Origin of the sequence: Yoonia sp. (genome assembly GCF_030731595.1) — a bacterium.
GTDB lineage: Bacteria > Pseudomonadota > Alphaproteobacteria > Rhodobacterales > Rhodobacteraceae > Yoonia.
In genome coordinates this window covers 57,206-77,604 of record NZ_JANQTS010000128.1, presented here as the reverse complement: position 1 = coordinate 77,604, position 20,399 = coordinate 57,206, and the positions used below count along the sequence as shown (strand labels likewise).

The window sequence follows — 20,399 nt, the reverse complement described above, 5'->3', positions numbered from 1 at the left end:
AGAAATATTTTCGCTGTTCTATGCTTGACAGGCCATCTTGAACGATTCCTCCACAATCTGGACTTATCCTTGCCCACGGTGGAAAATAGATGGTGTCACCCAGCGAGAGGACAAGGTTTTACACAAATCAGATCCTTACGCTAGATATGCCCATATCTGTCCGATAGATGGCACATGGTTTCTCCCAAAGGTTATCCACATGACTGAACCGATCATTTTGGCTTCCAACTCGGAAATCAGGGCACAACTTCTAAGAAATGCGGGTCTGGTCTTTTCTGTTGTTCCCGCGCGTATCGATGAAGACGCTTACCGCGCGGCCCTGCAAGCTGAAAATGCGTCCCCGCGTGACATCGCCGATGCTCTGGCAGAGATCAAAGCACAACGTATCGGGGCAAAACATCCGAATGCGCTGGTGATCGGATGTGACCAGGTTCTTGCCCTGCATCAGGACATCTTTTCGAAACCCGAATCTCCACAAGAGGCCGTGGACCAACTCAAAGCGCTCCGCGGCCAAAAACACCAACTTTTGTCCGCGGCGGTTATCTACGCAGATGGCAAACCGCTGTGGCGCCACGTTGGTATTGTCCGTCTGCAAATGCGCGATGCCTCTGACGGCTATTTGCAGGATTATGTCGACCGGAACTGGGATAGCATCCGCCATAGCGTTGGCGCCTACAAACTCGAGGAAGAAGGAGTGCGACTTTTTACACGCATTGAAGGAGATTATTTCAATGTATTGGGCCTCCCGCTCCTGGAACTCTTGTCATATCTCACCCTTCGCGGAACATTACCGTCATGACAAATATACCCCGCGCCTGTGTCATCGGTAATCCGATCAGCCACTCACTTTCCCCAAAATTGCACACCTATTGGCTGAACCGCTATGGGATAGAGGGAGAGTATACAGCGCTGCAGGTCACAGAGGATAAACTCGAAGAAACACTGCGCCGCTTGCCCAGCCAGGGCTTTATCGGAGCAAACGTAACGATCCCCCACAAAGTCAGCGTGATGCAGTTCGCTGACCAGATCACTGACCGAGCAACCCTGATCGGGGCCGCAAACACGCTCATCTTCAAGGAAGACGGGCGTATCTTCGCAGACAACACAGATGGCTATGGCTTCATGGCCAATCTGCGCCAAGGTGCCCCTGATTGGGACCCAAAGGCCGGACCCGCTGCAATCTTCGGCGCTGGTGGTGCTGCCCGCGCCATTATTGTGGCTCTGGCAGATGCGGGCGTCCCCCAGATTATCATTTCAAACCGCACCCGCCCCAAAGCCGAAGCGCTCCGCGCTGATTTCGGGGCTCGCGTATCAGTTGTTGATTGGGTGCAGGCAGACAAGATGCTGGAAGAGGCCAATACCGTCATCAACACCACATCGCTTGGGATGGCAGGGGCGCAAGAGTTCAAAGTGTCGCTCAATGGTTTGCAGCCCAAGACAGTTGTGACTGATATCGTCTATACCCCGCTGCGCACGCCTTTTCTGGATGCAGCCGAGAAAAAAGGCTGCATTACCGTCGATGGGCTTGGAATGTTATTGCATCAGGGTGTTCCGGGATTTGAGCGCTGGTTCGGCCAACGCCCAGAAGTCGACGAAGCGACCCGACGCGCTGTTCTGGGATGACCCATCTTCTTGGTCTTACCGGATCAATCGGCATGGGCAAATCGACAACCGCCCAGATGTTCCGTGATGAAGGCATCCCTGTTTGGGATGCGGACGCCGCTGTACATGCGCTTTACGCCCAAGGGGGTGCCGCTGTTGCACCCATCGCCGCCATTTTTCCGCAGGCCATTATCGACGGCGCTGTAAGTCGCGAGGCACTGCGCGGTTTGATCGCGAATGACCCGACAGTGATTGCGCAGCTAGAAGAGCTCGTTCATCCTCTTGTTGCTGCACATCGGCGCGCGTTCTTGGATCACCACAGCGAACCGCTTGTTGTCCTCGACATTCCACTGCTTTTTGAGACCGGAGCGGATAAATGGCTTTCCTCTGTTCTGGTTGTGACGGCACCTGCCAAAGTGCAAAAAGAGCGCGTGATCGCGCGTCCCGGCATGACAGAGGAACAGTTCAACCTCATTCTGTCCCGCCAAACACCGGATGCGGAAAAACGCAAACGCGCGGATCATGTGATTGAAACACTGACGCTGGACGACACACGGCAGGCCGTGCAAGAACTGATCACAAAACTGACAGGGCAAACCGATGCGTGAGATCGTACTTGATACCGAAACGACTGGATTCGAGCCAAGCGAAGGTGACCGGATCGTAGAGATCGGCGCGGTCGAACTGATCGGTCACGTCCCCACGGGGCGCACCTATCACCAGTATATAAACCCTCAACGATCCATGCCTGCCGAAGCCTTTGCTGTGCATGGCATCGGCCCGGATCTGCTGGAACCACCGCAGGACCCGAAACCCGGTCAGGAAACGCTGCGCGACAAGCCGGTATTCAAAGATATCGCACAGGGTTTTATCGACTTTATCGGTGATGCCAGGCTGGTCATCCATAACGCCGCATTTGATATGAAATTCCTGAATGCGGAACTGGGCTGGCTGAACCGCCCTTTGCTGCCTATGGATCAGGCGCTGGATACGCTCGCGATCGCGCGCCGGAAATTCCCCGGCTCTCCGGCTTCGCTGGATGCGTTGTGCCGTCGTTTCGCAATCGACAACAGCTCTCGCACGCTGCATGGCGCGCTGCTGGACAGCGAGATTTTGGCAGAAGTCTACTTGGAACTGATCGGTGGTCGGCAACCGGACTTTGCGCTGGCAACCGATACACGGGTGAGATCAGCCAATGGCAACACAGAAGAGTGGCGTCCGTCGGCGCGCCCCATACCGCTGCAATCAAAAATTTCTGAGGAAGAAGCCGCCGCCCATGCTGCTTTCATTGAAAAGCTGGGCGACGGCGCAATCTGGAAAAAGCGCGCTTAGTTCGCTTTTGCCTTGGCTTTTTCAGCTTCGGCGCGACGTGTCAGCTCGGACCGATAAAGCGCAAGAAAGTCGATTGTTTCAAGGTTCAGCGCGGGGAATCCGCCATCGCGGGTGACGTCGCTGACGATCCGGCGCAGGAACGGGAAGGTGATGCGCGGGCATTCGATCAACAAGTAAGGGTGCATTTGGTCGTCGGGCACGCCTTCCACATGGAAAACCCCGGCATATTCAATCTCGAGCACGAAAAGAGGCTCGCCCTTTTCTTTCGTCTTGCTGGTGATGTTGAGTTTCGTGATCACCTCGTACTGATTGTCTGTCGTGCGTTTGCGCGCATCCAGATTAACCTGCACCTGAATTTCAGGCTGCGCATCGCCAGTCACACCTTTCTGGGCAAGAATGTTTTCGAAAGACATATCGCGGATGTATTGGGCCAGAACGCGGCTTGTGATCTGCGGGGCGGCGGCTGGTGCGGCTGCGCCGTTTTCGGGTGTGTCGGACATAGGAAGAGGCTCCGGTTAAATTTGATTTGCGCGTTCCTATCAGCCTATTTGTCAAGGCTCAATGCCGGGTCCATTCCGACGGCCCTTCAGGGCGGTCTTTGTTCGGCGTCACATCCTCAAATTCAGCATCGATCACACGGTCGCGTGGCCCTTGGGGGCGCTGGGCAGGACCGTCGCCCATGGAAAAGCTTTGCACTTTGACTTTCGATTTGGCCCATAGGAAAGCGGCGCGCCGCACCCCCGGCACCAAAAGCGCCAGCCCAAGCGTATCGGTGAAAAAACCGGGTGTCAAAAGGAGCGCGCCCGCGAACAAGATCATGGCGCCATTGGCCAGTGGTTCTGTCGGATCATCCAGTTCTGAAAACGACCGTTGCAGATTGGCGATTTCGCGCAAACCTTGGTTACGCACCAGATATGACCCGGCCACGGCGGTTGTCAGGACGATCAAGAGTGTCCACCATATCCCGATAAAACCGCCAACCTGAATAAACAGGGCGATTTCGATCATCGGGACCGCAATAAACGCGATTAACAGCCACATTTCATCAGCCTTTCATAACATGTTCGGGGGGTAAGGTGGACTCGGACCAACCCCTGACCTACATAAGCAAGGAACGGGCGTGTTTCCATGCCTTCCCCTGAATGAGGTCCCAATGAACTCTCCGCTTATACAGCTTCTGGTGCTTGCAGGCATCGCTGTTTTCTTGATTTTGCGTTTGCGCGGCGTGCTTGGCACGCGCGAAGGCTTTGAAAAGCCGGCGGTCACCCGCCCCGACCCAGAGCGGCGCGTGAAAAAGCCGGACTTCGACGTCATCGAAGGTGGCCCCGATCTTGATATCACAGATCACGTTGAAGAAGGCTCTGCCTCTGCCAAAGCACTGGCCGCGATGAAGCGGGTAGACCCGTCTTTTAATGTCAGCGAATTCCTTGGCGGCGCCCGTGGTGCCTATGAGATGATCCTGATGGCCTTCGAGAATGGCGATCTCGACAGTATCGTGCCCTTCATTTCCGAAGATGTTTACGAGGCCTTCGCGTCGGTCGTTGATGAGCGGCAGCGTAAGGGTCTAACCATTGATGCGAAATTCATTGGCATCAGCGACATGGCTTTGACAGAAGCAACATTTGATGAATTCTCGAAAGAGGGCGATATCTCGGTACGCTTCAAGAGCGAGATGACATCGGTTGTTCGTGACAATGCTGGTGATGTCGTCGAAGGCAGCGATAAAGAGATCAAGCGCCAGAAAGATACGTGGACTTTCTCTCGCAAGATGGACGCTGGCGATCCAAACTGGCGGCTTGTAGCTACCGGCGAATGAAGAGAGGCTGGTTTGGCAGTCCCGGCCTTTCACTGACCGACAGGCAATGCGATGGCCAAACCGACCTACACATTACTTGATTTTGACGACCTTCAGGGGTGGCGCGATGATGATCATCGCGCCGCGCTAGAGGTGTTTCGCGCCACAAGCAGTGAATTGCGGGATGTCACGAAGAGTACTGTCGATCCGCGCCTTTTCTTTGAAACGCACTTTCGCCCCGTCCTGATCGCGGATGGCAATCCGATGCTGTTTACAGGATATTTCGAACCCGAACTGTCGGGATCGCGCGAACCAACTGCCACCTATCGCTACCCGCTTTATGTCGTCCCGGATGATCTTGTCCCCGGCCAACCTTTTCACACCCGCCGCGCGATTGAAGAAGATCAGCCGCTGGCAAACAAAGGCCTGGAGTTGGCTTGGCTGGCAGATCCGGTGGATGTTTTCTTTTTGCAAGTCCAGGGCTCTGGCCGGATCAAACTTCCTGATGGCAGCGTGATGCGTGTGGGATTTGGGGCAAAGAATGGCCATCCATACTCCTCGATTGGCAAGGCATTGGTCGCGCGCGGTATTTTCGAACCAAAGCAAGTCTCAGCCGATACAATCCGCAGATGGGTGCGCGACAACGGTGCTGAGGGGCGTGCGCTTTTACTGGAAAACGAAAGCTATGTGTTTTTTCGCGAAGTCAGTGAAGTGCCAGCAGAGATGGGCCCACTGGGCGCGATGAACCGTTCAATCACGGCAGGCCGCTCCATCGCGGTTGATCCGGAATTCACGCCGCTTGGCGCGCCTGTCTGGATCGAAAAGGCAGGCACCGCACCGATGCACCGCTTGATGGTCGCACAAGATACCGGGTCTGCAATCAAGGGCGCGCAGCGGGCTGATATCTTCTTTGGCACGGGCGATGCAGCAGGCCAGATTGCAGGCCAGATCAACGAGGGTGGCCGCATGGTCGTGTTGCTGCCCACTGCACAAGCGGACCGTTTGCTTGCGGGGCAAGGCTGATGCGCAGACCTCGCCATCTTTCGCCGGACGAGCGCGCGCTTTGGGATCGTGTTGCCGAACGTGCCACGCCATTGCATCCACAGCGAGATGAGCCATTACGTGAAACTGTGATGCCCGCAAAGCCGAAGAAACGGCCGATCGCCCCCGACCCGCTGCCAGATTTTCGTGTCGGCCAAAATGCCAGCATTGCACGCCAGCATGATGTGATGCGCCCGCTGGTCGACAGGCTGGCTGCGGCACAAGTGAATATGGACAGCAAGTCATTCGGCAAAATGAAGCGGGGCAAGATCAAGCCCGAGGCGCGGATTGACTTGCACGGCATGACGATGGCTGAAGCCCATCCAGAACTGATTTCCTTCATTCTGGGATCGCAATCACTCGGACGGCGTTTGGTTCTGGTGATTACCGGAAAGGGCAAAGACCGTGATGACGGTGGCCCGATCCCGACGCGACATGGCGTCTTGCGTCATCAGGTCCCGCAATGGCTGGCTTTGCCACCTTTGCGTCAGGCTATTTTGCAGATCACGCCTGCGCATTTGAAACATGGCGGGCATGGCGCCTATTACGTTTATCTACGCCGCATTCGATAGAGCTTGGCGCGCGCGGCGCGTCGGGACGATCAGGATCAATGCCGCGAAAGCAAAGACAGCGGCATAACCTAACTGCTGCACTTCAAATCCCACGCCGATGTCGATCAACCACCCGCTTAGCCCCGGACCTATGGCAGAGCCCAGAACCATCAGTGCGGCGGCCGCGGATTTGATCGACCCTATGTGGCGCGTGCCATAAAATTCGGCCCAACAGGCGTTCAGCAACGTCGCTTGCCCGCCCCCGGCGATGCCCATCAGGATCACGGCGAAAGCCGTCCACGCCAAAGATGGCGCATACCAATGCAGGACGAAAGCAACCACTAGCGGGATCAGATAGATCGGCAAAAGTCGCGTGGCCCCGAACCGGTCAATTGCCCAGCCATAACCGATGGTCGAAAACGCAAGCGCGAATGTCCCGAGTGGAAATACTGAAACCAGTGCCAGATGTGACCAGCCTTTGATTTCCGCGAAGTGGACCTGATGAAACCAGAAGGCGGTGCCGAACCCCGAAAACGACATGACCGCAGGCACCATGGCCCAGAACAACGGATGGCGCAGCGCTTCGCTGCGGGTCCAGTGTTTGCTGAACATCCCGGCAGATTGCTCCATCGCCGCCATGGATTGCGGCGTGCGCTCGAGCCGCAAAAGCCGGTAGAGGACAAAGCAGGCCAGAACGCAGAACACCGCGAAACACACCCAAAGTGTGCGCCAGTCAATGAATGATTTCAGCCAGACCATAGTTAACGGCAATGTCGCCTCGCCCAGCATGAAACCGAATGAGGCAACAGCCAGCGCGCGGCCACGCGTGGCGACAAACCAGCGCGCCATCGCGACAGTCGACACATGGGTTGTCATGCCTTGGCCCGTAAATCGCAGGGCAAAAATCACGAAAGGCAGCAAGGCCGCGACCGCATTGAATGCCATGAACAAGCAGGCAGAGGCCAGCAAAAGGACAACGACAATCCCAAGTGTGCGTACCCGAAACCTGTCCGCCAAGCCACCCGCGAAAACCATCACGACCGCCGAGGCCCCCGTGCCGATCATATAGATCAGCCCCCAATCACCATTGGACAGCCCGTAAGCCTCGCGGATTTCCCCGCCAAAGATCGAGATAAAGAAGGTCTGCCCGAAGCTGGAAAGGAAAGACAGCAAAGCACCCGTTGCCAAGAATGGCAGGTTCTCGCGAATAAAGCGCAGGTATCCAGTGGGCGTGCTCATCCGCCCTAGATGATCTCGGATCGTGGCGGGTGGAAGCGCTATTTTACAAGCGCCTCCATTTTCCCGTTCGGATCAAAGCACGTAGCGGCTGATATCCATCGACCGCGACAATTCACCCAGATGCTTTTCGACAAAGGCTGCATCAACTGCGATCTCGTCACCGGCGCGATCTGGTGCGTTGAATGACAGGTCCTCGAACACCCGCTCCATCACGGTGTAAAGCCTGCGCGCCCCGATATTTTCGACCGCTTCATTCACCTCTGCCGCGATCTTTGCGAGCGCCTTGATCCCTTCCGGTGTGAAGGTCACGGTGACTTCTTCGGTCTTCATCAGCGCCGAATATTGCAAGGTGAGTGCATTGTCCGTCTCGGTCAGGATGCGCACAAAATCATCTTCGGTCAGCGCGCGCAATTCCACGCGGATCGGCAAGCGGCCTTGCAGTTCAGGCAAAAGGTCCGATGGTTTGGCCACATGGAAGGCGCCGGAGGCAATGAACAGGATATGGTCGGTCTTGATGGGCCCGTGTTTGGTGGAAACGGTCGTGCCTTCGATCAATGGCAGCAAATCGCGCTGCACCCCTTCGCGGGACACATCGGCGCCACGGGCATCGGCGCGGGCGCAAACCTTGTCGATCTCATCAAGGAAAACGATCCCGTTCTGTTCAACAGCTTCCAGGGCCGCCTTGGTCACCGTTTCATCGTCCAACAGCTTGTCAGCTTCGTCAGCGATCAGTGCGTCGTAGCTATCCGCCACAGTCATCTGCTTTTTGACAGTCCGTCCACCCATCGCTTTGCCAAACAGATCGCCAAGGTTCATCATGCCGCCCATCCCGCCGGGTTGACCGGGGATTTCGAAACCGCCCATCGGATTGGATGTATCTGCAAGCTCCAGCTCGATAATCGTATTGTCCAGATCGCCTGATTTCAGCTTTTTGCGGAACATTTCGCGGGTGCCATCGCGGGCATCTTTGCCGGCAACGGCTGTAATGACCCTTTCTTCTGCGGCTTCGCGGGCCTTTGTCTTGACGTCTTCGCGCATGTGTTCGCGGGTATCAAGGATGGCCGTATCAACCAGATCGCGGATGATTTGTTCCACGTCGCGGCCGACATAGCCCACTTCGGTAAACTTCGTCGCCTCGACCTTGATAAAGGGCGCGCGGGCCAGTTTTGCCAGACGGCGCGAGATTTCGGTCTTGCCGACGCCGGTGGGGCCGATCATCAGGATGTTCTTGGGGTAAACCTCGTTGCGCAGGTCATCGCCCAATTGCTTGCGCCGCCACCGATTGCGTAGGGCGACCGCAACGGCGCGCTTGGCATCGTTCTGGCCAATGATGAACCGGTCCAGTTCCGATACGATTTCGCGGGGGGTCAGGTCTGTCATGATGGTCCTTTATGGGGCCTTAGAATTGTGATGGTGGAAGACGGTGCAGCGGTACAAAGCCGGGCATCAGGCGCAAGATCCGCGCACGGATGCGTTCCCAGAACGCGCCGAGCAGAAGCAGGACGATCCCCAGGATAAGAACGGTCAAGGCAGCCCCGTCACCGTCGAACACCGTCGCCGCCAAAGCCACAATATACCCGATGGCCGCAATCAGGAACGACCGGCGGTCGATGACAATTGCAACAACGGCAAACATGGCCAGAAGCCCAAGCAGGATCATGTTTGAACCACTGCTATCCTGATCCAGCAGCGAAAGAGCCACGGTATTGACCAAGGCAGGTGCCGCGACAACATGCAGCCAGAAACCATTGGCCGACCTGCGGGTCACGCGATGCGGATCGCTCATGTCAAACATCATTGCCACAGCGAAAACCAAAACGCCAAGTACCAGAGTAATCCATGCAAAAGGCCCGTCAGCAGACAGCAAGAAGAGGTCACTGATACTGTCGACCCGCCCGCCGCGGCTGGCCGTGTAGACGATGGCAATTGCAAAAAGCCCGACGGCGATCATCGCCATCGCAAAGGGAACCCGGAACCGCCACCAGTAAACCAGAAGGGAAAGTGTCGCGAGCAAAAGTGGAAAAGGCACGCTGCTGAAATCATTCTGCGCCACCATGAAAGGTTCCGAAAGAACAGCCGTAAACCCGAACCCGGCATTCATGGCGAACATGATCGACAGGGCAATCGCGGGCGCCACCATGCGGCGTTTGCGCACGAAATATTCCGACAAGAGCCACAAAAGACCGCCGCCAATCAGGGTGACGATCATCGCATAGTCTTGCAGGTTGACGACATCGTCACCCAAGGCCAAGGCAACGACACCCCACCAACCCATTGACAGGATCAGAAGCCCGATCACGATGAAAATCTCGTTGAAACCTTTGAACAGCTCGAATGGTTCATCGCCGGGATTGAGGTTTTCACGCGCCCCACGCCGACTATCGGCAAGACTGATGAGCCCCGCTGCCTGTTTTTCATTGATCAGACCACTTCCGACCGCAGCCCTGAGATCATTGCGCTCGATCATCGCTCAGGCCCTCTTGATGGTTTCGACAGTGAGGTTGCCATTTGTGTAAACGCAGATATCAGCGGCAATCGCCATTGCCTGACGCGCGATCTCTTCTGCATTCAGGTCGGTTGTCATCAGCGCACGGCCCGCTGCAAGGGCATAGTTGCCGCCCGATCCTATGGCAGCGATGTCATGTTCGGGTTCCAGCACGTCACCTGCGCCGGTGATGACGAAAAGCTCTGACCCGTCGCTGACAATCAGCATCGCTTCGAGTTTTTGCAGGTACTTGTCGGTCCGCCAGTCCTTGGCCAGTTCCACCGAAGCGCGGGCCAATTGCCCTGGCGTTGCTTCCAGCTTTTTCTCGAGCCGCTCGAGCAGGGTAAAGGCATCTGCCGTCGATCCTGCAAAACCGCAGATCACATCCTGACCACCAGGTGACAGGCGCCGCACTTTGCGAGCAGTTCCTTTAATGACCGTCTGCCCAAGACTGACCTGACCGTCACCCGCAATGACAACCTGCCCGCCTTTGCGAACACCGATGATGGTCGTGCCATGCCAGCCAGGGAATTCTTCTTTTGCCATCGTCTGCTCCTTGCGCGTTCCTGCATATATGGCGGGGCAAGTTGAGGCAAACAACCCCGAACGGGTTGTTCCCCATTTTGCGTCAGGCTAGCGTTCTTCCCATGAGCGCGCGCGACACAGTGACATTCTACCTTCATCCCAAGCTGCGCAAACAGGCAGAGCAGGGCAATCACAATTTCATCAAGAAAGTCAGTGATGTCTTGACGGATGCTGGTTTGCAGATCGCCTTTGACAACGATGATGATCTGGCAAGATTGAGGGCGCTAGCGCGCCCGGGACGCAGTCTTTTCCTGATGGATGAACCTGTGAACACGCGCGGGCTGACGTTTCGCAAAACCTATATCTATCCATTCTGGCACATTGAAAAACAGGGCCGGCGCTGGACTTGGCCAGTTGCGGAAGAGAGCTTTGATCCAGCTTTGGTCGACCCCAAGAAAGCGGCCAATTTTTACCGGTTCTGGCGGCTACGCCTTTTCGACGAGGCACCACAGCACGCCCGCGCGGATGGTTTTGTCTATGTCCCGCTTCAGGGGCAACTGTTACGCAAACGGTCCTTTCAGCTTTGCAGCCCGATCGACATGGTGAAAACCGTTCTTGAATGCGATGCCGGACGCCAAGTGGTGGCAACGCTGCACCCTTCGGAAACCTACAGCCCCGATGAGCAGCGCGCGCTGGAGGATTTGCAGGCGGAAAACGAGCGCCTCTTTGTCCGTGCGGGAGGGACCGAGCAGTTATTGCAGACCTGCGATTACATCGTTACCCAAAATTCCAGCGTTGGCTTTATGGGCTATTTCTTTGGAAAACCCCTTATTTTATTTGCCAAGACTGACTTTCACCACATCGCGCTCAAGGTGGCAGAGCTTGGCGTTGCGGCGGCCTTTGATCAGGTTTCGCAGCACAGGCCGGACTATGCAGCTTATTTGCAGTGGTTCTTGCAGCAGCGTGCCATCAACGCAGGACGGCCAGAAGCAAACAAGAAAATCTGCACCGTGTTGCGGGGGCATGGCTGGCCTGTCTGAACAAAAAAGGCGCCCCGAGGGACGCCTTTTTATGTCTTTGCCAGAACGTTAAATCGAATCTTCGATCCAGCCTTGAATGGCGGCTTTGGGTGCGGCGCCCGCTTTGTTGGACACCACTTCGCCATTCTTGAAAACGAAGAGTGCTGGAATCCCACGCACGCCCATTTGCGCCGGAGAATTCGGGTTTTCGTCTACGTTCACTTTGACGATCTTTACGCGGCCCGCCATCTCTGCGGAAAGCTCTTCCAGTGCGGGGCCGATTTGTTTGCAAGGGCCACACCATTCCGCCCAGAAGTCTACGACAACGGGGATATCGGACTGGCGCACTTCGGCGTCAAAGGTTGCGTCGGTCACTGCTACGGTTGCCATCAGGTCACTCCTTGGCGAAAAATCATTGGAGGCTGAAACTAGGAAGACCGGCCCGATTGGTCAAGGCATTGCAATCGTGTTCAGGGCTTCGTGAAGCAGATCATCAGATAAATAGGTCAATGTCCCGGTATGTGTCCAAAGAATCGCCGCTTCGATGACCATATCCGGATAGATCTGCCGAAGTGCCTGCTGGTAGACGGCAAGCTGGCGTTGCAGGCCCATCGGCGTTTGCGCTGGCGTTGCGGGGACAAGACGGTTTGATTTGTAGTCAATCGCAGTGATCTTGTCGGGGCCGATGACCAGCCGGTCAATAGCGCCGTGAATACGCCCGATGGGGGCAACATCGGCAGTGATCCCGACCTCGTTCAATCCGTCCTGAGCCCAGATCCAACCAAGCTCAGGTTGCTCTATCAAGCTGATGATCTCGTCCACCAGCACGTTGTCGCTCGATTGGATCAACTGTCGTCCGACGTTCTGGCGCTCTTGCTGCGGTATCAGCGGCAGATGTTCCAGCAAAAGGTGAATCTTCGATCCACGTTCCATTGCGTCTTCGATGTCGTCGCCTACTGGATCGCCGGGCAAAATCTTTGCGCCGGGCAGGTCAGAGGGCGGGATGGTCTTTGGTTTTTCGATGGCTGGAAGGTCACCGAATACGGGTGGGCTCACAAGGGGCGTTTCCTTGTGAACCGGTTCTTCAAGCGGCAGCCCGTTCCAGTCATGTTCAGATACCCGCCGGATCGGCAGATCACCAAGATATGCATCATAGTCGCCGCGCTGCTGCATTCCCTCCGCGACGATATTGTACCAACTCGCGTCGCCCTCACCCACGTCACCGGCGGCCCCAACGATGAGCCATTTTTCAGCGCGGGTCATGGCGACATAAAGCAAACGCAGCCGCTCTTGCGCTTGCTTTGCGATGACTGTCTCGCGCAATGCGGCAACCGCTGGCGGGGATGCCTTTGCCAAGGGTTTCCAGATCACGTGATCGCCGGCGGGCAGCAAGTCTTGCTTGACCTGAATGTCGCGCTTGGCTGTATCGGGCAGTATGACGATTGGGGCCTCCAGCCCTTTGGCTCCGTGGACGGTCATCACTCTGATCCGGTCGCCTTGGCTTTCCATCTGGCGTTTGACTTCCAGATCATCGGTTTGCATCCATGACAGGAACCCTGTCAGGCTGGGCACGCCAGTGCTTTCATAAGCCAGAGCTTGGGACAGAAGCGCATCAATACCATCTTCTGCCTCTGGCCCAAGCCGGGCGAGCAGTTTGCGGCGGCCATCGTGTCTGGTCAGGATACGTTCGATCAGGTCATAGGGGCGCAGGAAATCTGACTTGCCCCGCAGATCATAGAGAATTTCCAAAGTGTCGCTGTGGTCAGAGCCGCGCAAAGCCTCCCACAGAAAGGACTTCTCTAGGCGGTAATGCGCCAAAGTGAAAAGCTGTTGTTCGGTCCAGCCGAAAAGCGGTGACCGCAATGCGGCGGCCAGCGAAAGACTATCCTCGGGCAATGCAAGGAAACTGAGCAGGGCTGCAAGGTCCTTGACCGCAAGCTCTGCCCCGACCCGCAGCCTGTCTGCCCCGGCAATTTTAAGGTCAGCCGCTTTGCAGGCACGAATGATTTCTGCGAAAAGATCAGAGCGGCGCTGCACAAGGATCAGGAAATCGCCCTCGGTGATTTTCCTGCGGACGTATGCTCCAGAATGGCCGATTTCTTGTGGGATGGTCTCGTTATTGATCATATAGCTGATCTGTGAGGCAACGCGCTGGGCCATCAGAACGGTGTGATCGGTGGCGCTGGGCTCATCGACAGGCCTGAACCAGTCGCGGGTGTCTTCCACCTTTGATTTCTCGACTACAGGCCAAAGGTCCACACGGCCAGGCATATTCTCCTTGAAGGCGATATGGCTCAGTACGTCATCCATGCCTTCAGCCCGAGCGCCGGTAAAGGTGGCATCGACGACCGACAGGATTGCCTGCGAAGAGCGGAATGAATGGTCAAGCGAGGTGATTTCGAACGGTTTTTCAATTGCACGATGCGCATCGCGGAAATGTTTTTGCATCTTGTCAAAGGCGGCAGGATCAGCGCCCTGGAACGAATAAATCGACTGTTTTTTGTCGCCGACCACAAAAACCGTCCGCTCGCGATTTGTCCGCGCGCCTTCACCGGTTGCGAATTCCTGTGTCAGCTGTTCAATCACGGCCCATTGGGTGGGGCTTGTATCCTGTGCCTCGTCCACAAGGATGTGATCAATCCCGCCATCCAGCCGGAACAGCACCCACTGCGCCACGTTGCGATCTGTCAGCAGCGCCTTGGTCTTGCGGATCAGATCGTCAAAATCCAGTGCCCCCATTGCAAGCTTGCGATCCTCGTAAGCGGGGATGAAGACCTGCGCGAAATCATAAAGCGCTATGGTCCGCTCTACGGCGTCCATCGCCCAAAGATGCGCGCGTGCCTCTGCGACGCGGTCCATCCAGTCGTGGACCCGTTCTGCGATGGGTGCCATCGCGTCGACCGCTTTCTTGTGATTGCTTTGGGGGTAATTGACCGATTTGGAATCCGCAGTCCCCGCATAAAGAAAAAGGCCAAAAAGTGTGTCTAACGTTGTCCAATCAGCGTTTTTCAGGTCAAGCGCTGCAAGCTGGGCAGCGAATTTCTGATAGCTAGGGCTTTGGTCTTTGAAGACCTCTTTCAGATCGCTGACAATCGCCGCCTCATCCCCTTGAAACGCCAGTTTAAGCGCATCGTCACGCTGGGCGTCAGCAGATAAGCCTAGGGCATCTTTGATTGTCCCGGCGTTAAAGTCCTGATCGAAGGAATCGCGCTTGCCTGCAATCTCCGCCGTGAATTTTGCCAGATCATCACCTGTGAAATGCGCCAGCATGTTGTGCACGACATGCGCCTGTGACCCCAATACCATCGCATCAACCACCTCGGACCGCAGCATTTCGGCGGCGCGGTCCTCCATTTCGCGGAACTGCGGGCTGACCTGCGCCTCGAGCGGGAAGCGGCGCAGAACGCCGGCACAAAACGAGTGGATCGTCTGGATCTTGAGGCCCCCGGGCGTTTCGATCGCGCGGGCAAAGAGCGTGCGTGCCTGACCCAACTGCGCCGCGTCGATCTGACGGTTGACACCAAGCGTCACGAGTTCTGCGCGCAAGGCATCGTCCGGCATCATCGCCCATGCGCCAAGACGCTGGAACAGACGGTTCTGCATCTCGGCGGCGGCAGCTTTGGTATAGGTCAGGCACAGGATGTTCTGCGGCGAGACATCTTCGAGAAGAAGCCTGGCCACACGGTCAGTCAAAACCCGCGTTTTGCCGGACCCGGCGTTTGCGGACAACCACGTCGAAGTGTTCGGATCGGCGGCATCGACCTGCCGTTGCGTGGCGGCGTCGCGGATCATGTGAGCACCTGCGGAACAGGTTCTTCGTGGGTGTCCCATTCACCATAGCGCGACAAGTGGTCATAGTCGCTTTGGTCCGCCTTGAGAAAAAGCGCGAGGCGGGCGGTATACCCGCGATCTGGACTTTGCCAATGTGCAAAAAGCGTCTCTAACTCGGCCCAAACCTGATCTGGGGGCTGCTTGTCCAGTGGCGCATCGACGTTTTTCATCGCGGCGTTGACCCCGATGAAGCGCGCGCCAGCAACCTGCTTTGCACCGACTTTTTCAAAAGCCCCGCGTTCGACCATTGCGCTTTCCAACAAGAGCTGCTTGTCGAATTTTTCCTGCTGCTGGGCTGACGGGACTGCACCGGTCTTGTAGTCATAGATCATAGCGGTATCGGCCTCGGTCAGATCAATCCGGTCTGCCTTGCAGGTCAGTAATGTACCGGATGGCGCGACGAAGATTTCGCCATAGGCCTCAAGGATATTGCGCGCTGCTATCGCCTGTCTTTCGGCCTCATCGGTCAGGAATTGATCGGCGGACCGTTCCATGCGCGCCAGCCATTGCGCACGGACCGTCGGCCAAGGGCAGTCTTGCAGGAATTTCTGCGCAGCAATCTGCATCAATGTGTTGCGGTCGTTAGGACCGTAACCGCCCCTGATGAACGCCTCCAGAATGCTGTGGACAATGGTGCCGCGCAGTGGCGCATCAGCGCTGGGCACCAGTGGATCAAGGGCCTCAAGCCGCAGTGTTTTGCGCGCATAGATCGCGAAAGGATCACGGATCAGCGTTTTGATCTGCGTGACCGAGAGTTTGTCAGGCCGTGCTGCAATGGGGGGACAAGGCGACGGGCGCGGTTCTGGCGCGACCCGCTCTGACGGGGCAGAAAGGGTTGCGGCCATTGCAATCCAATGGTCACCCCGCGACTTCATCGCTTCCAAAGCGATTTCGCCTTTCTGGTCACGGAGTCCCTTAAGCAGATTTGTTAACCGGTTCACCCAGCGCGAAGGTACAGTTTGCGCATCGGCTGACCTTTTGGACCGCGTGATCCAGACATCGTGCCCTGCAACCGCCTGTTGATAGTCATGTGCCGAAAGCCCGATGCGGCGTTCGGGCAGCAACAATCCCGCCTTTGCACGCATCACGCGGTTCAGCCAAGGATCGGGCGGCGGTGCTTCAGGCCAGACGCCGTCGTTCATACCCCCAAGGATGGTTAAGTCAGCCCCTTGAACGCGAGCCTCGAGCGTGCCCCAGATCAGGATATTGGGGTGGCCTGCATCCCGATCACGCACAACACCTTCCGCAATGATGGCCCCAAAAAGGGCGGCATAATCGCGTGGCAACATCTGACCGCCCGCGTGGGCCACGGTATGCAGATTCTCACAAACCCTGCGCGCCTCGCGGCCTGCCGCTGCATCCCACAGACCACCGGATCCCGCCACTAAAGGGCCGGCACAAAGCTGTTCGGTCAAAGCAAGATGTTGGGTGACATAGCTTGTGAGGGCTTGCGTCTCGTTTTGGTCCAGATGTGTCACCAGTCCAGCAAGCCAATGCGCCCAAGTTTCGCGGCCCATGTCACCCTTGGCCCATGTCAGCAGATCATCCGCCGTTGGAAATGGCGGGCCATGGCGCCGCAGGTGCAGTTCAAGGTCGCGCGTGTGGCGCAAGTGATCCCCCCGATCCGCGCGTTCGGAATGACACAGCGGATGTTTCAGCAGCGTTAGCAGGGCTTCGCCTGTAAGCGGCTTGCCAAAAAGATCAGCGACATGGCGCAGGAACCGCCCCGGTGGGGACAGCGCAAGCGGCGTTCCGGCACTGTCATCCGGCTTGATGCCCCAACGATCCAGTGCCGCCGTCACTTGGCGGGTCAACATGCGGTCAGGTGATATAAGTGCGGCGGTCATCCCGTCTTGGGCCGCTTGGCGCAGGCGCAGCGCAATGGTTTCGGCCTCGGCACGTGGAGAGCTAGCCTCGACCAGGGTTAGGCCATCGGTTGCTTGCAGCAGATCACCCAGATCTGGACCTTCCGCCAGCCATTGATCTGTGACAGGCGCGGGCCGCAGCGACAGCGAGATCAGGGCGTTTCGCTTGGGACGGGGTGGCGTTTGCGTGGTCCAATGGCACACATCCTGATGGTCGAAACCGATCAGATCCATCAGCCGCCGAAAGCGGTATTGTGGATGATCTTCGGCGGTCATGTCATCATCCATCGCGGCCCAGACCTGCCCGGGCAGATCGAAATCATAGCCCGGCAAGATGATCGCCCCTTGCGGGAGTTTTGCGACCGCCTGCATGAAAAGGGCTGTCGCCCCCCGCGAACCGGTGGAGCCAGCGACGATAATGGGGTGTGTCGGCGGTCGTTCCGCCCAGCGCGCAATAAGCGCTTCGATCACAAGGCGTTGTCTGGCCTCTTTATCGGGGTGCTGGTTTTCTTGGCTGAAAAAGGGCGTGATGATCGACAGAAATTGCAGGGCACGATCCCAGTGGCCGGATTGGTCTGTGACATCAAGCTGCGCAATTGTTTCGGGGCTGACTCCTTCGCCCTGCATTTCATCCATCAGTTTTGCCAGACTGTCGGACAAGTCATAAAGTGCGGCCCTTGGCGCAAGATCAGGTTCTTGTTCCAGTAGCTTGGCCACAAATTGTGAAAGTTCCAGCCTGCGCTGCAAGGGGGAAACCGCAGGCGACAAGGCAACAGAAACAGGGTCACTTGCCAGATCGGTGATCAGCCTGATACGCGGCAAGAGCCGCGGCGGGCCGCTGTCAAAGACGGATCTGATCCGCCTTTGCATGCGTGTGGTGTTGACGTAAATTTCGACGCGTGCCCAGTCAGTCGGGGCCATTCCTGCGGAACGGTCGTTCAGCCCCGCAACCAGGCCTTGGGCGAAATCAACACCCGGAGCCATAGCAAAGATGCGCGGCTTTATCTGCGGGTCAAACATCAAGCATCGCCTCGGCCAGCGGAATACTTGATGGCTGCCCAACGTCGCACCACCGGCCTTCGTAGGTCGACCCGTATAGTCCGCGGCGCGCGGCAATGATGTTCCATGCCATGTTCATCGAAAACGCAGTTTCCGTAATCTCTGACAGAACATCAGTGCGGATGATCTGAAGCCCAGTATAGATCGCTTCTGGCGCGCGGTGCAGGCGGCCTTGTGCGTCGCGGCGAAAATCACCTTTTCCGAAATGTCCTGTTACGTTCTGCTTCTCGACGATCAACAAGAGCGCCTCCATCTCTGGCCGCCAGCTATCAAGCAGTCGACGGATCGGGTTTGGCCCGTTCCAGACCGCATCGGTGTTCATCGTCAGAACCGGATTGCCCTCCAGCAACGGAAGTGCAAGGCGCAGCCCGCCGCCCGTTTCCAGCAGCATGTCGGACTCGTCTGAAAAAAGCACGTCCTGATCTTTCAGATGTTGCCGGATCATATCGCCTTTGTAGTGCAGGTTGACGACTTTGGTGCCCACCTGCGCCACTTCGGCAATCTGCAGTGCGTGGTCGATCAAGGCTTTTCCACCCACTTTGATCAGTGGTTTTGGCCGCTGCGCGGTCAGTGTTCCCATGCGGGTCCCAAGGCCTGCGGCGAAAAAAAGGATAGGAAGGCTCATGTGGCGGCTTCCTCAACATGGGTCGGTGCCGGAATAGTGTCCCGGACCGCCTGCCTCAGGTCAGCCAAGGCGGGATTCTCGAGATCTTGTACTATATGGCTCCAGACTCGTGGCATGAAACGCAGATAGCGAGTTTTGCCTTGTTCCGTAGCAAGGCGGGCGAACACGCCCATGATGCGCAGGTTGCGTTGAACTCCAAGGCAGGCAACCGCGGCCGGAAAGTCCGTGTCGACATTCGTGCGCGTGGCATAATAGGCGATGCAGTCGTCAACGATAGATTGCGGTACGTCCCGCCTTGCATCGCGCAGGAGTGAAGCAAGATCATAGCCTGCCGGAGCGATAAATGCGTCCTGAAAATCCAGCAGGCCAACCCTGTCCGTGCCGCTCCGATCCGCCCGCCATATGAGGTTTTCGGCATGATAATCGCGCAAGGCCAGCGTTGTTGGTGCGGGCGCAAGGCGCGTCAGCGCCCGTTCCATTTCGGCGCAAAGGTCTTGTGTCGGTCCTTTGGCGTAATGTGTTCCGATGATGCCGATCATGTCTGCACCCACGGCAGGGGTCATCCAAGTCAAGTTTTCTGGCGGCTCTATTTCTTGAAGGCGTATGAGCACGTCCGTTGCAGCCCGGTAGAGCTTTGGTGCATCTGCGGGTTGATCGGCGAGCCAGCGCGCAAAATCGTCTTCGCCCAGATCGGACAGGACCATGAGGCCAGCCACCGGGTCATGTGCCAGTATGTCAGGCGCGCAGAGCGACTTTGCATGCAAAAGGGACGCAATTTGCGCAAAGGGCTTGGTATCTTCTCCGTTCTGTGGTGCTGCATCCATCAGAATTACGGTTTGTTCTTGATCAGTCAGGCGCAAGTACCGCCGCGCCGAGGCATCGCCGGCAAGGGCCGTGCGCGACCAGTTTCGCCACGGGCTATCGGCAAGAAACGCCTCGACCAGTTCTGCGCGTTCAGTCATGCAGACCTCTCAGACGGCTGTCCCAGGGTGGGGGGCCAGAAATTGTGAGCTTATGCGCGTGATCCTCTGCGGAAAATGCGAGCCTGAGGGCGGTTTTTGGCGCGATATCGCCCAAGCGATCGGGCCACTCTATGAGGCAGATTGCCGTCTCAAAGGCCTCATCCAATCCAAGTTCGAGCGCTTCGTCAGGATGAGTCAGCCGGTAAAGGTCGCAATGCCAGATGTCTGCAGAAGCATCTTCATATGTCTGAACAAGCGTAAAGGTTGGCGATGGCACGTCTTCCATTCTGCCCAGACGCGCCCGTATCAAAGCACGTGCAAAGGCGGATTTGCCTGCGCCGATGGCCCCCTCCAAAAGCAGCGTGTCACCTGCCTTGAGGTGTGGCGCAATGAGACTGGCCAGATTTGTGGTGGCATCCTCATCGGCAAGCACAAAATGAAACAGGGGGTTGGTCATAGTCCGACACT

At 57.0% G+C, this 20,399-nt stretch carries 20 protein-coding genes; 8 read left to right on the top strand and 12 right to left on the bottom strand.

The window, feature by feature from the left end:
- The first annotated feature begins 199 nt into the window (after positions 1-199).
- The 4 genes from NWQ23_RS14935 to dnaQ are packed head-to-tail and all read left to right on the top strand — an operon-like array spanning position 200 to position 2,934.
- Complete coding sequence (locus NWQ23_RS14935) at positions 200-799, top strand: nucleoside triphosphate pyrophosphatase (RefSeq protein WP_306167184.1); 600 nt, start codon at positions 200-202, stop codon at positions 797-799.
- Positions 796-1,623, top strand: coding sequence for a shikimate dehydrogenase (locus NWQ23_RS14930; RefSeq protein ID WP_306167183.1), 828 nt, complete (start codon positions 796-798; stop codon positions 1,621-1,623). Before NWQ23_RS14935 ends, NWQ23_RS14930 begins: the two co-directional genes overlap by 4 nt.
- Positions 1,620-2,210 carry a dephospho-CoA kinase gene (coaE, locus tag NWQ23_RS14925; protein WP_306167182.1) on the top strand — a complete coding sequence of 197 codons (591 nt, stop codon included), beginning with the start codon at positions 1,620-1,622 and terminating at the stop codon, positions 2,208-2,210. The genes NWQ23_RS14930 and coaE overlap by 4 nt, the downstream gene beginning before the upstream one ends.
- Complete coding sequence (gene dnaQ, locus NWQ23_RS14920; protein WP_306167181.1) at positions 2,203-2,934, top strand: DNA polymerase III subunit epsilon; 732 nt, start codon at positions 2,203-2,205, stop codon at positions 2,932-2,934. Before coaE ends, dnaQ begins: the two co-directional genes overlap by 8 nt.
- Here dnaQ and secB read toward each other — a convergent pair.
- Both secB and NWQ23_RS14910 read right to left on the bottom strand, forming a co-directional pair.
- Positions 2,931-3,434 (bottom strand): protein-export chaperone SecB, encoded by a 504-nt coding sequence (gene secB / locus NWQ23_RS14915; RefSeq protein ID WP_306167180.1) that lies wholly within the window; start codon positions 3,432-3,434, stop codon positions 2,931-2,933. The two genes, dnaQ and secB, sit on opposite strands and share 4 nt — an antisense overlap.
- Before the next feature lie 58 nt (positions 3,435-3,492).
- On the bottom strand, positions 3,493-3,975 hold the full coding sequence (locus NWQ23_RS14910; RefSeq protein WP_306167179.1) for an FxsA family protein: 483 nt from the start codon (positions 3,973-3,975) through the stop codon (positions 3,493-3,495).
- Positions 3,976-4,087: 112 nt separating this feature from the next.
- On the opposite strand from NWQ23_RS14910, the gene NWQ23_RS14905 reads away from it, so the two are divergent.
- From NWQ23_RS14905 to NWQ23_RS14895, 3 genes are read left to right on the top strand one after another with little or no spacing between them, the layout of a single operon-like run.
- Positions 4,088-4,750, top strand: coding sequence for a Tim44/TimA family putative adaptor protein (locus tag NWQ23_RS14905; RefSeq protein WP_306167178.1), 663 nt, complete (start codon positions 4,088-4,090; stop codon positions 4,748-4,750).
- A gap of 51 nt (positions 4,751-4,801) precedes the next feature.
- The gene (locus NWQ23_RS14900; protein ID WP_306167177.1) at positions 4,802-5,752 is read left to right on the top strand and encodes a murein transglycosylase A; all 951 of its coding nucleotides are present in this window, start codon (positions 4,802-4,804) and stop codon (positions 5,750-5,752) included.
- Positions 5,752-6,342 carry a Smr/MutS family protein gene (locus NWQ23_RS14895; protein ID WP_306167176.1) on the top strand — a complete coding sequence of 197 codons (591 nt, stop codon included), beginning with the start codon at positions 5,752-5,754 and terminating at the stop codon, positions 6,340-6,342. Before NWQ23_RS14900 ends, NWQ23_RS14895 begins: the two co-directional genes overlap by 1 nt.
- Here NWQ23_RS14895 and NWQ23_RS14890 read toward each other — a convergent pair.
- From NWQ23_RS14890 to hslV, 4 genes are all read right to left on the bottom strand, one after another.
- Complete coding sequence (locus NWQ23_RS14890; RefSeq protein WP_306167175.1) at positions 6,325-7,560, bottom strand: MFS transporter; 1,236 nt, start codon at positions 7,558-7,560, stop codon at positions 6,325-6,327. The two genes, NWQ23_RS14895 and NWQ23_RS14890, sit on opposite strands and share 18 nt — an antisense overlap.
- A gap of 72 nt (positions 7,561-7,632) precedes the next feature.
- Positions 7,633-8,940: an ATP-dependent protease ATPase subunit HslU gene (gene hslU, locus NWQ23_RS14885; RefSeq protein ID WP_306167174.1), complete on the bottom strand. Its 1,308-nt coding sequence runs from the start codon at positions 8,938-8,940 to the stop codon at positions 7,633-7,635.
- A 19-nt stretch (positions 8,941-8,959) separates the two neighbouring features.
- A complete protein-coding gene (locus tag NWQ23_RS14880) occupies positions 8,960-10,027 on the bottom strand; it encodes a hypothetical protein (RefSeq protein ID WP_306167173.1) in 1,068 nt (355 codons plus the stop codon).
- A gap of 3 nt (positions 10,028-10,030) precedes the next feature.
- A complete protein-coding gene (hslV, locus tag NWQ23_RS14875; RefSeq protein WP_306167172.1) occupies positions 10,031-10,591 on the bottom strand; it encodes an ATP-dependent protease subunit HslV in 561 nt (186 codons plus the stop codon).
- Positions 10,592-10,692: 101 nt separating this feature from the next.
- Between hslV and NWQ23_RS14870 the strand changes: the two genes are divergently transcribed.
- Positions 10,693-11,610 (top strand): hypothetical protein, encoded by a 918-nt coding sequence (locus tag NWQ23_RS14870; RefSeq protein ID WP_306167171.1) that lies wholly within the window; start codon positions 10,693-10,695, stop codon positions 11,608-11,610.
- 48 nt (positions 11,611-11,658) lie between these two features.
- Here NWQ23_RS14870 and trxA read toward each other — a convergent pair whose 3' ends face one another.
- From trxA to tsaE, 6 genes are read right to left on the bottom strand one after another with little or no spacing between them, the layout of a single operon-like run.
- Positions 11,659-11,979: a thioredoxin gene (trxA, locus tag NWQ23_RS14865; RefSeq protein ID WP_306167170.1), complete on the bottom strand. Its 321-nt coding sequence runs from the start codon at positions 11,977-11,979 to the stop codon at positions 11,659-11,661.
- A 60-nt stretch (positions 11,980-12,039) separates the two neighbouring features.
- On the bottom strand, positions 12,040-15,381 hold the full coding sequence (gene addA, locus NWQ23_RS14860; protein WP_306167169.1) for a double-strand break repair helicase AddA: 3,342 nt from the start codon (positions 15,379-15,381) through the stop codon (positions 12,040-12,042).
- Positions 15,378-18,305 carry a double-strand break repair protein AddB gene (addB, locus tag NWQ23_RS14855; protein WP_306167168.1) on the bottom strand — a complete coding sequence of 976 codons (2,928 nt, stop codon included), beginning with the start codon at positions 18,303-18,305 and terminating at the stop codon, positions 15,378-15,380. Before addB ends, addA begins: the two co-directional genes overlap by 4 nt.
- On the bottom strand, positions 18,298-18,969 hold the full coding sequence (locus NWQ23_RS14850) for a nucleotidyltransferase family protein (protein ID WP_306167167.1): 672 nt from the start codon (positions 18,967-18,969) through the stop codon (positions 18,298-18,300). Before NWQ23_RS14850 ends, addB begins: the two co-directional genes overlap by 8 nt.
- On the bottom strand, positions 18,966-19,931 hold the full coding sequence (locus NWQ23_RS14845; protein ID WP_306167166.1) for an aminoglycoside phosphotransferase family protein: 966 nt from the start codon (positions 19,929-19,931) through the stop codon (positions 18,966-18,968). The genes NWQ23_RS14850 and NWQ23_RS14845 overlap by 4 nt, the downstream gene beginning before the upstream one ends.
- On the bottom strand, positions 19,924-20,388 hold the full coding sequence (gene tsaE / locus NWQ23_RS14840) for a tRNA (adenosine(37)-N6)-threonylcarbamoyltransferase complex ATPase subunit type 1 TsaE (protein ID WP_306167165.1): 465 nt from the start codon (positions 20,386-20,388) through the stop codon (positions 19,924-19,926). The genes NWQ23_RS14845 and tsaE overlap by 8 nt, the downstream gene beginning before the upstream one ends.
- Positions 20,389-20,399: the final 11 nt, after the last annotated feature.

Coding starts and splice junctions, on each gene's coding strand:
- NWQ23_RS14850 (WP_306167167.1), bottom strand. CDS start 18,969: ATGAGCCTTCCTATCCTTTTTTTCGCCGCAGGCCTTGGGACCCGCATG.
- NWQ23_RS14910 (WP_306167179.1), bottom strand. CDS start 3,975: ATGTGGCTGTTAATCGCGTTTATTGCGGTCCCGATGATCGAAATCGCC.
- hslV (WP_306167172.1), bottom strand. CDS start 10,591: ATGGCAAAAGAAGAATTCCCTGGCTGGCATGGCACGACCATCATCGGT.
- addA (WP_306167169.1), bottom strand. CDS start 15,381: ATGATCCGCGACGCCGCCACGCAACGGCAGGTCGATGCCGCCGATCCG.
- NWQ23_RS14900 (WP_306167177.1), top strand. CDS start 4,802: ATGGCCAAACCGACCTACACATTACTTGATTTTGACGACCTTCAGGGG.
- NWQ23_RS14935 (WP_306167184.1), top strand. CDS start 200: ATGACTGAACCGATCATTTTGGCTTCCAACTCGGAAATCAGGGCACAA.
- tsaE (WP_306167165.1), bottom strand. CDS start 20,388: ATGACCAACCCCCTGTTTCATTTTGTGCTTGCCGATGAGGATGCCACC.
- dnaQ (WP_306167181.1), top strand. CDS start 2,203: ATGCGTGAGATCGTACTTGATACCGAAACGACTGGATTCGAGCCAAGC.
- NWQ23_RS14930 (WP_306167183.1), top strand. CDS start 796: ATGACAAATATACCCCGCGCCTGTGTCATCGGTAATCCGATCAGCCAC.
- NWQ23_RS14895 (WP_306167176.1), top strand. CDS start 5,752: ATGCGCAGACCTCGCCATCTTTCGCCGGACGAGCGCGCGCTTTGGGAT.
- NWQ23_RS14870 (WP_306167171.1), top strand. CDS start 10,693: ATGAGCGCGCGCGACACAGTGACATTCTACCTTCATCCCAAGCTGCGC.
- NWQ23_RS14845 (WP_306167166.1), bottom strand. CDS start 19,931: ATGACTGAACGCGCAGAACTGGTCGAGGCGTTTCTTGCCGATAGCCCG.
- NWQ23_RS14890 (WP_306167175.1), bottom strand. CDS start 7,560: ATGAGCACGCCCACTGGATACCTGCGCTTTATTCGCGAGAACCTGCCA.
- hslU (WP_306167174.1), bottom strand. CDS start 8,940: ATGACAGACCTGACCCCCCGCGAAATCGTATCGGAACTGGACCGGTTC.
- NWQ23_RS14880 (WP_306167173.1), bottom strand. CDS start 10,027: ATGATCGAGCGCAATGATCTCAGGGCTGCGGTCGGAAGTGGTCTGATC.
- NWQ23_RS14905 (WP_306167178.1), top strand. CDS start 4,088: ATGAACTCTCCGCTTATACAGCTTCTGGTGCTTGCAGGCATCGCTGTT.
- trxA (WP_306167170.1), bottom strand. CDS start 11,979: ATGGCAACCGTAGCAGTGACCGACGCAACCTTTGACGCCGAAGTGCGC.
- secB (WP_306167180.1), bottom strand. CDS start 3,434: ATGTCCGACACACCCGAAAACGGCGCAGCCGCACCAGCCGCCGCCCCG.
- addB (WP_306167168.1), bottom strand. CDS start 18,305: ATGTTTGACCCGCAGATAAAGCCGCGCATCTTTGCTATGGCTCCGGGT.
- coaE (WP_306167182.1), top strand. CDS start 1,620: ATGACCCATCTTCTTGGTCTTACCGGATCAATCGGCATGGGCAAATCG.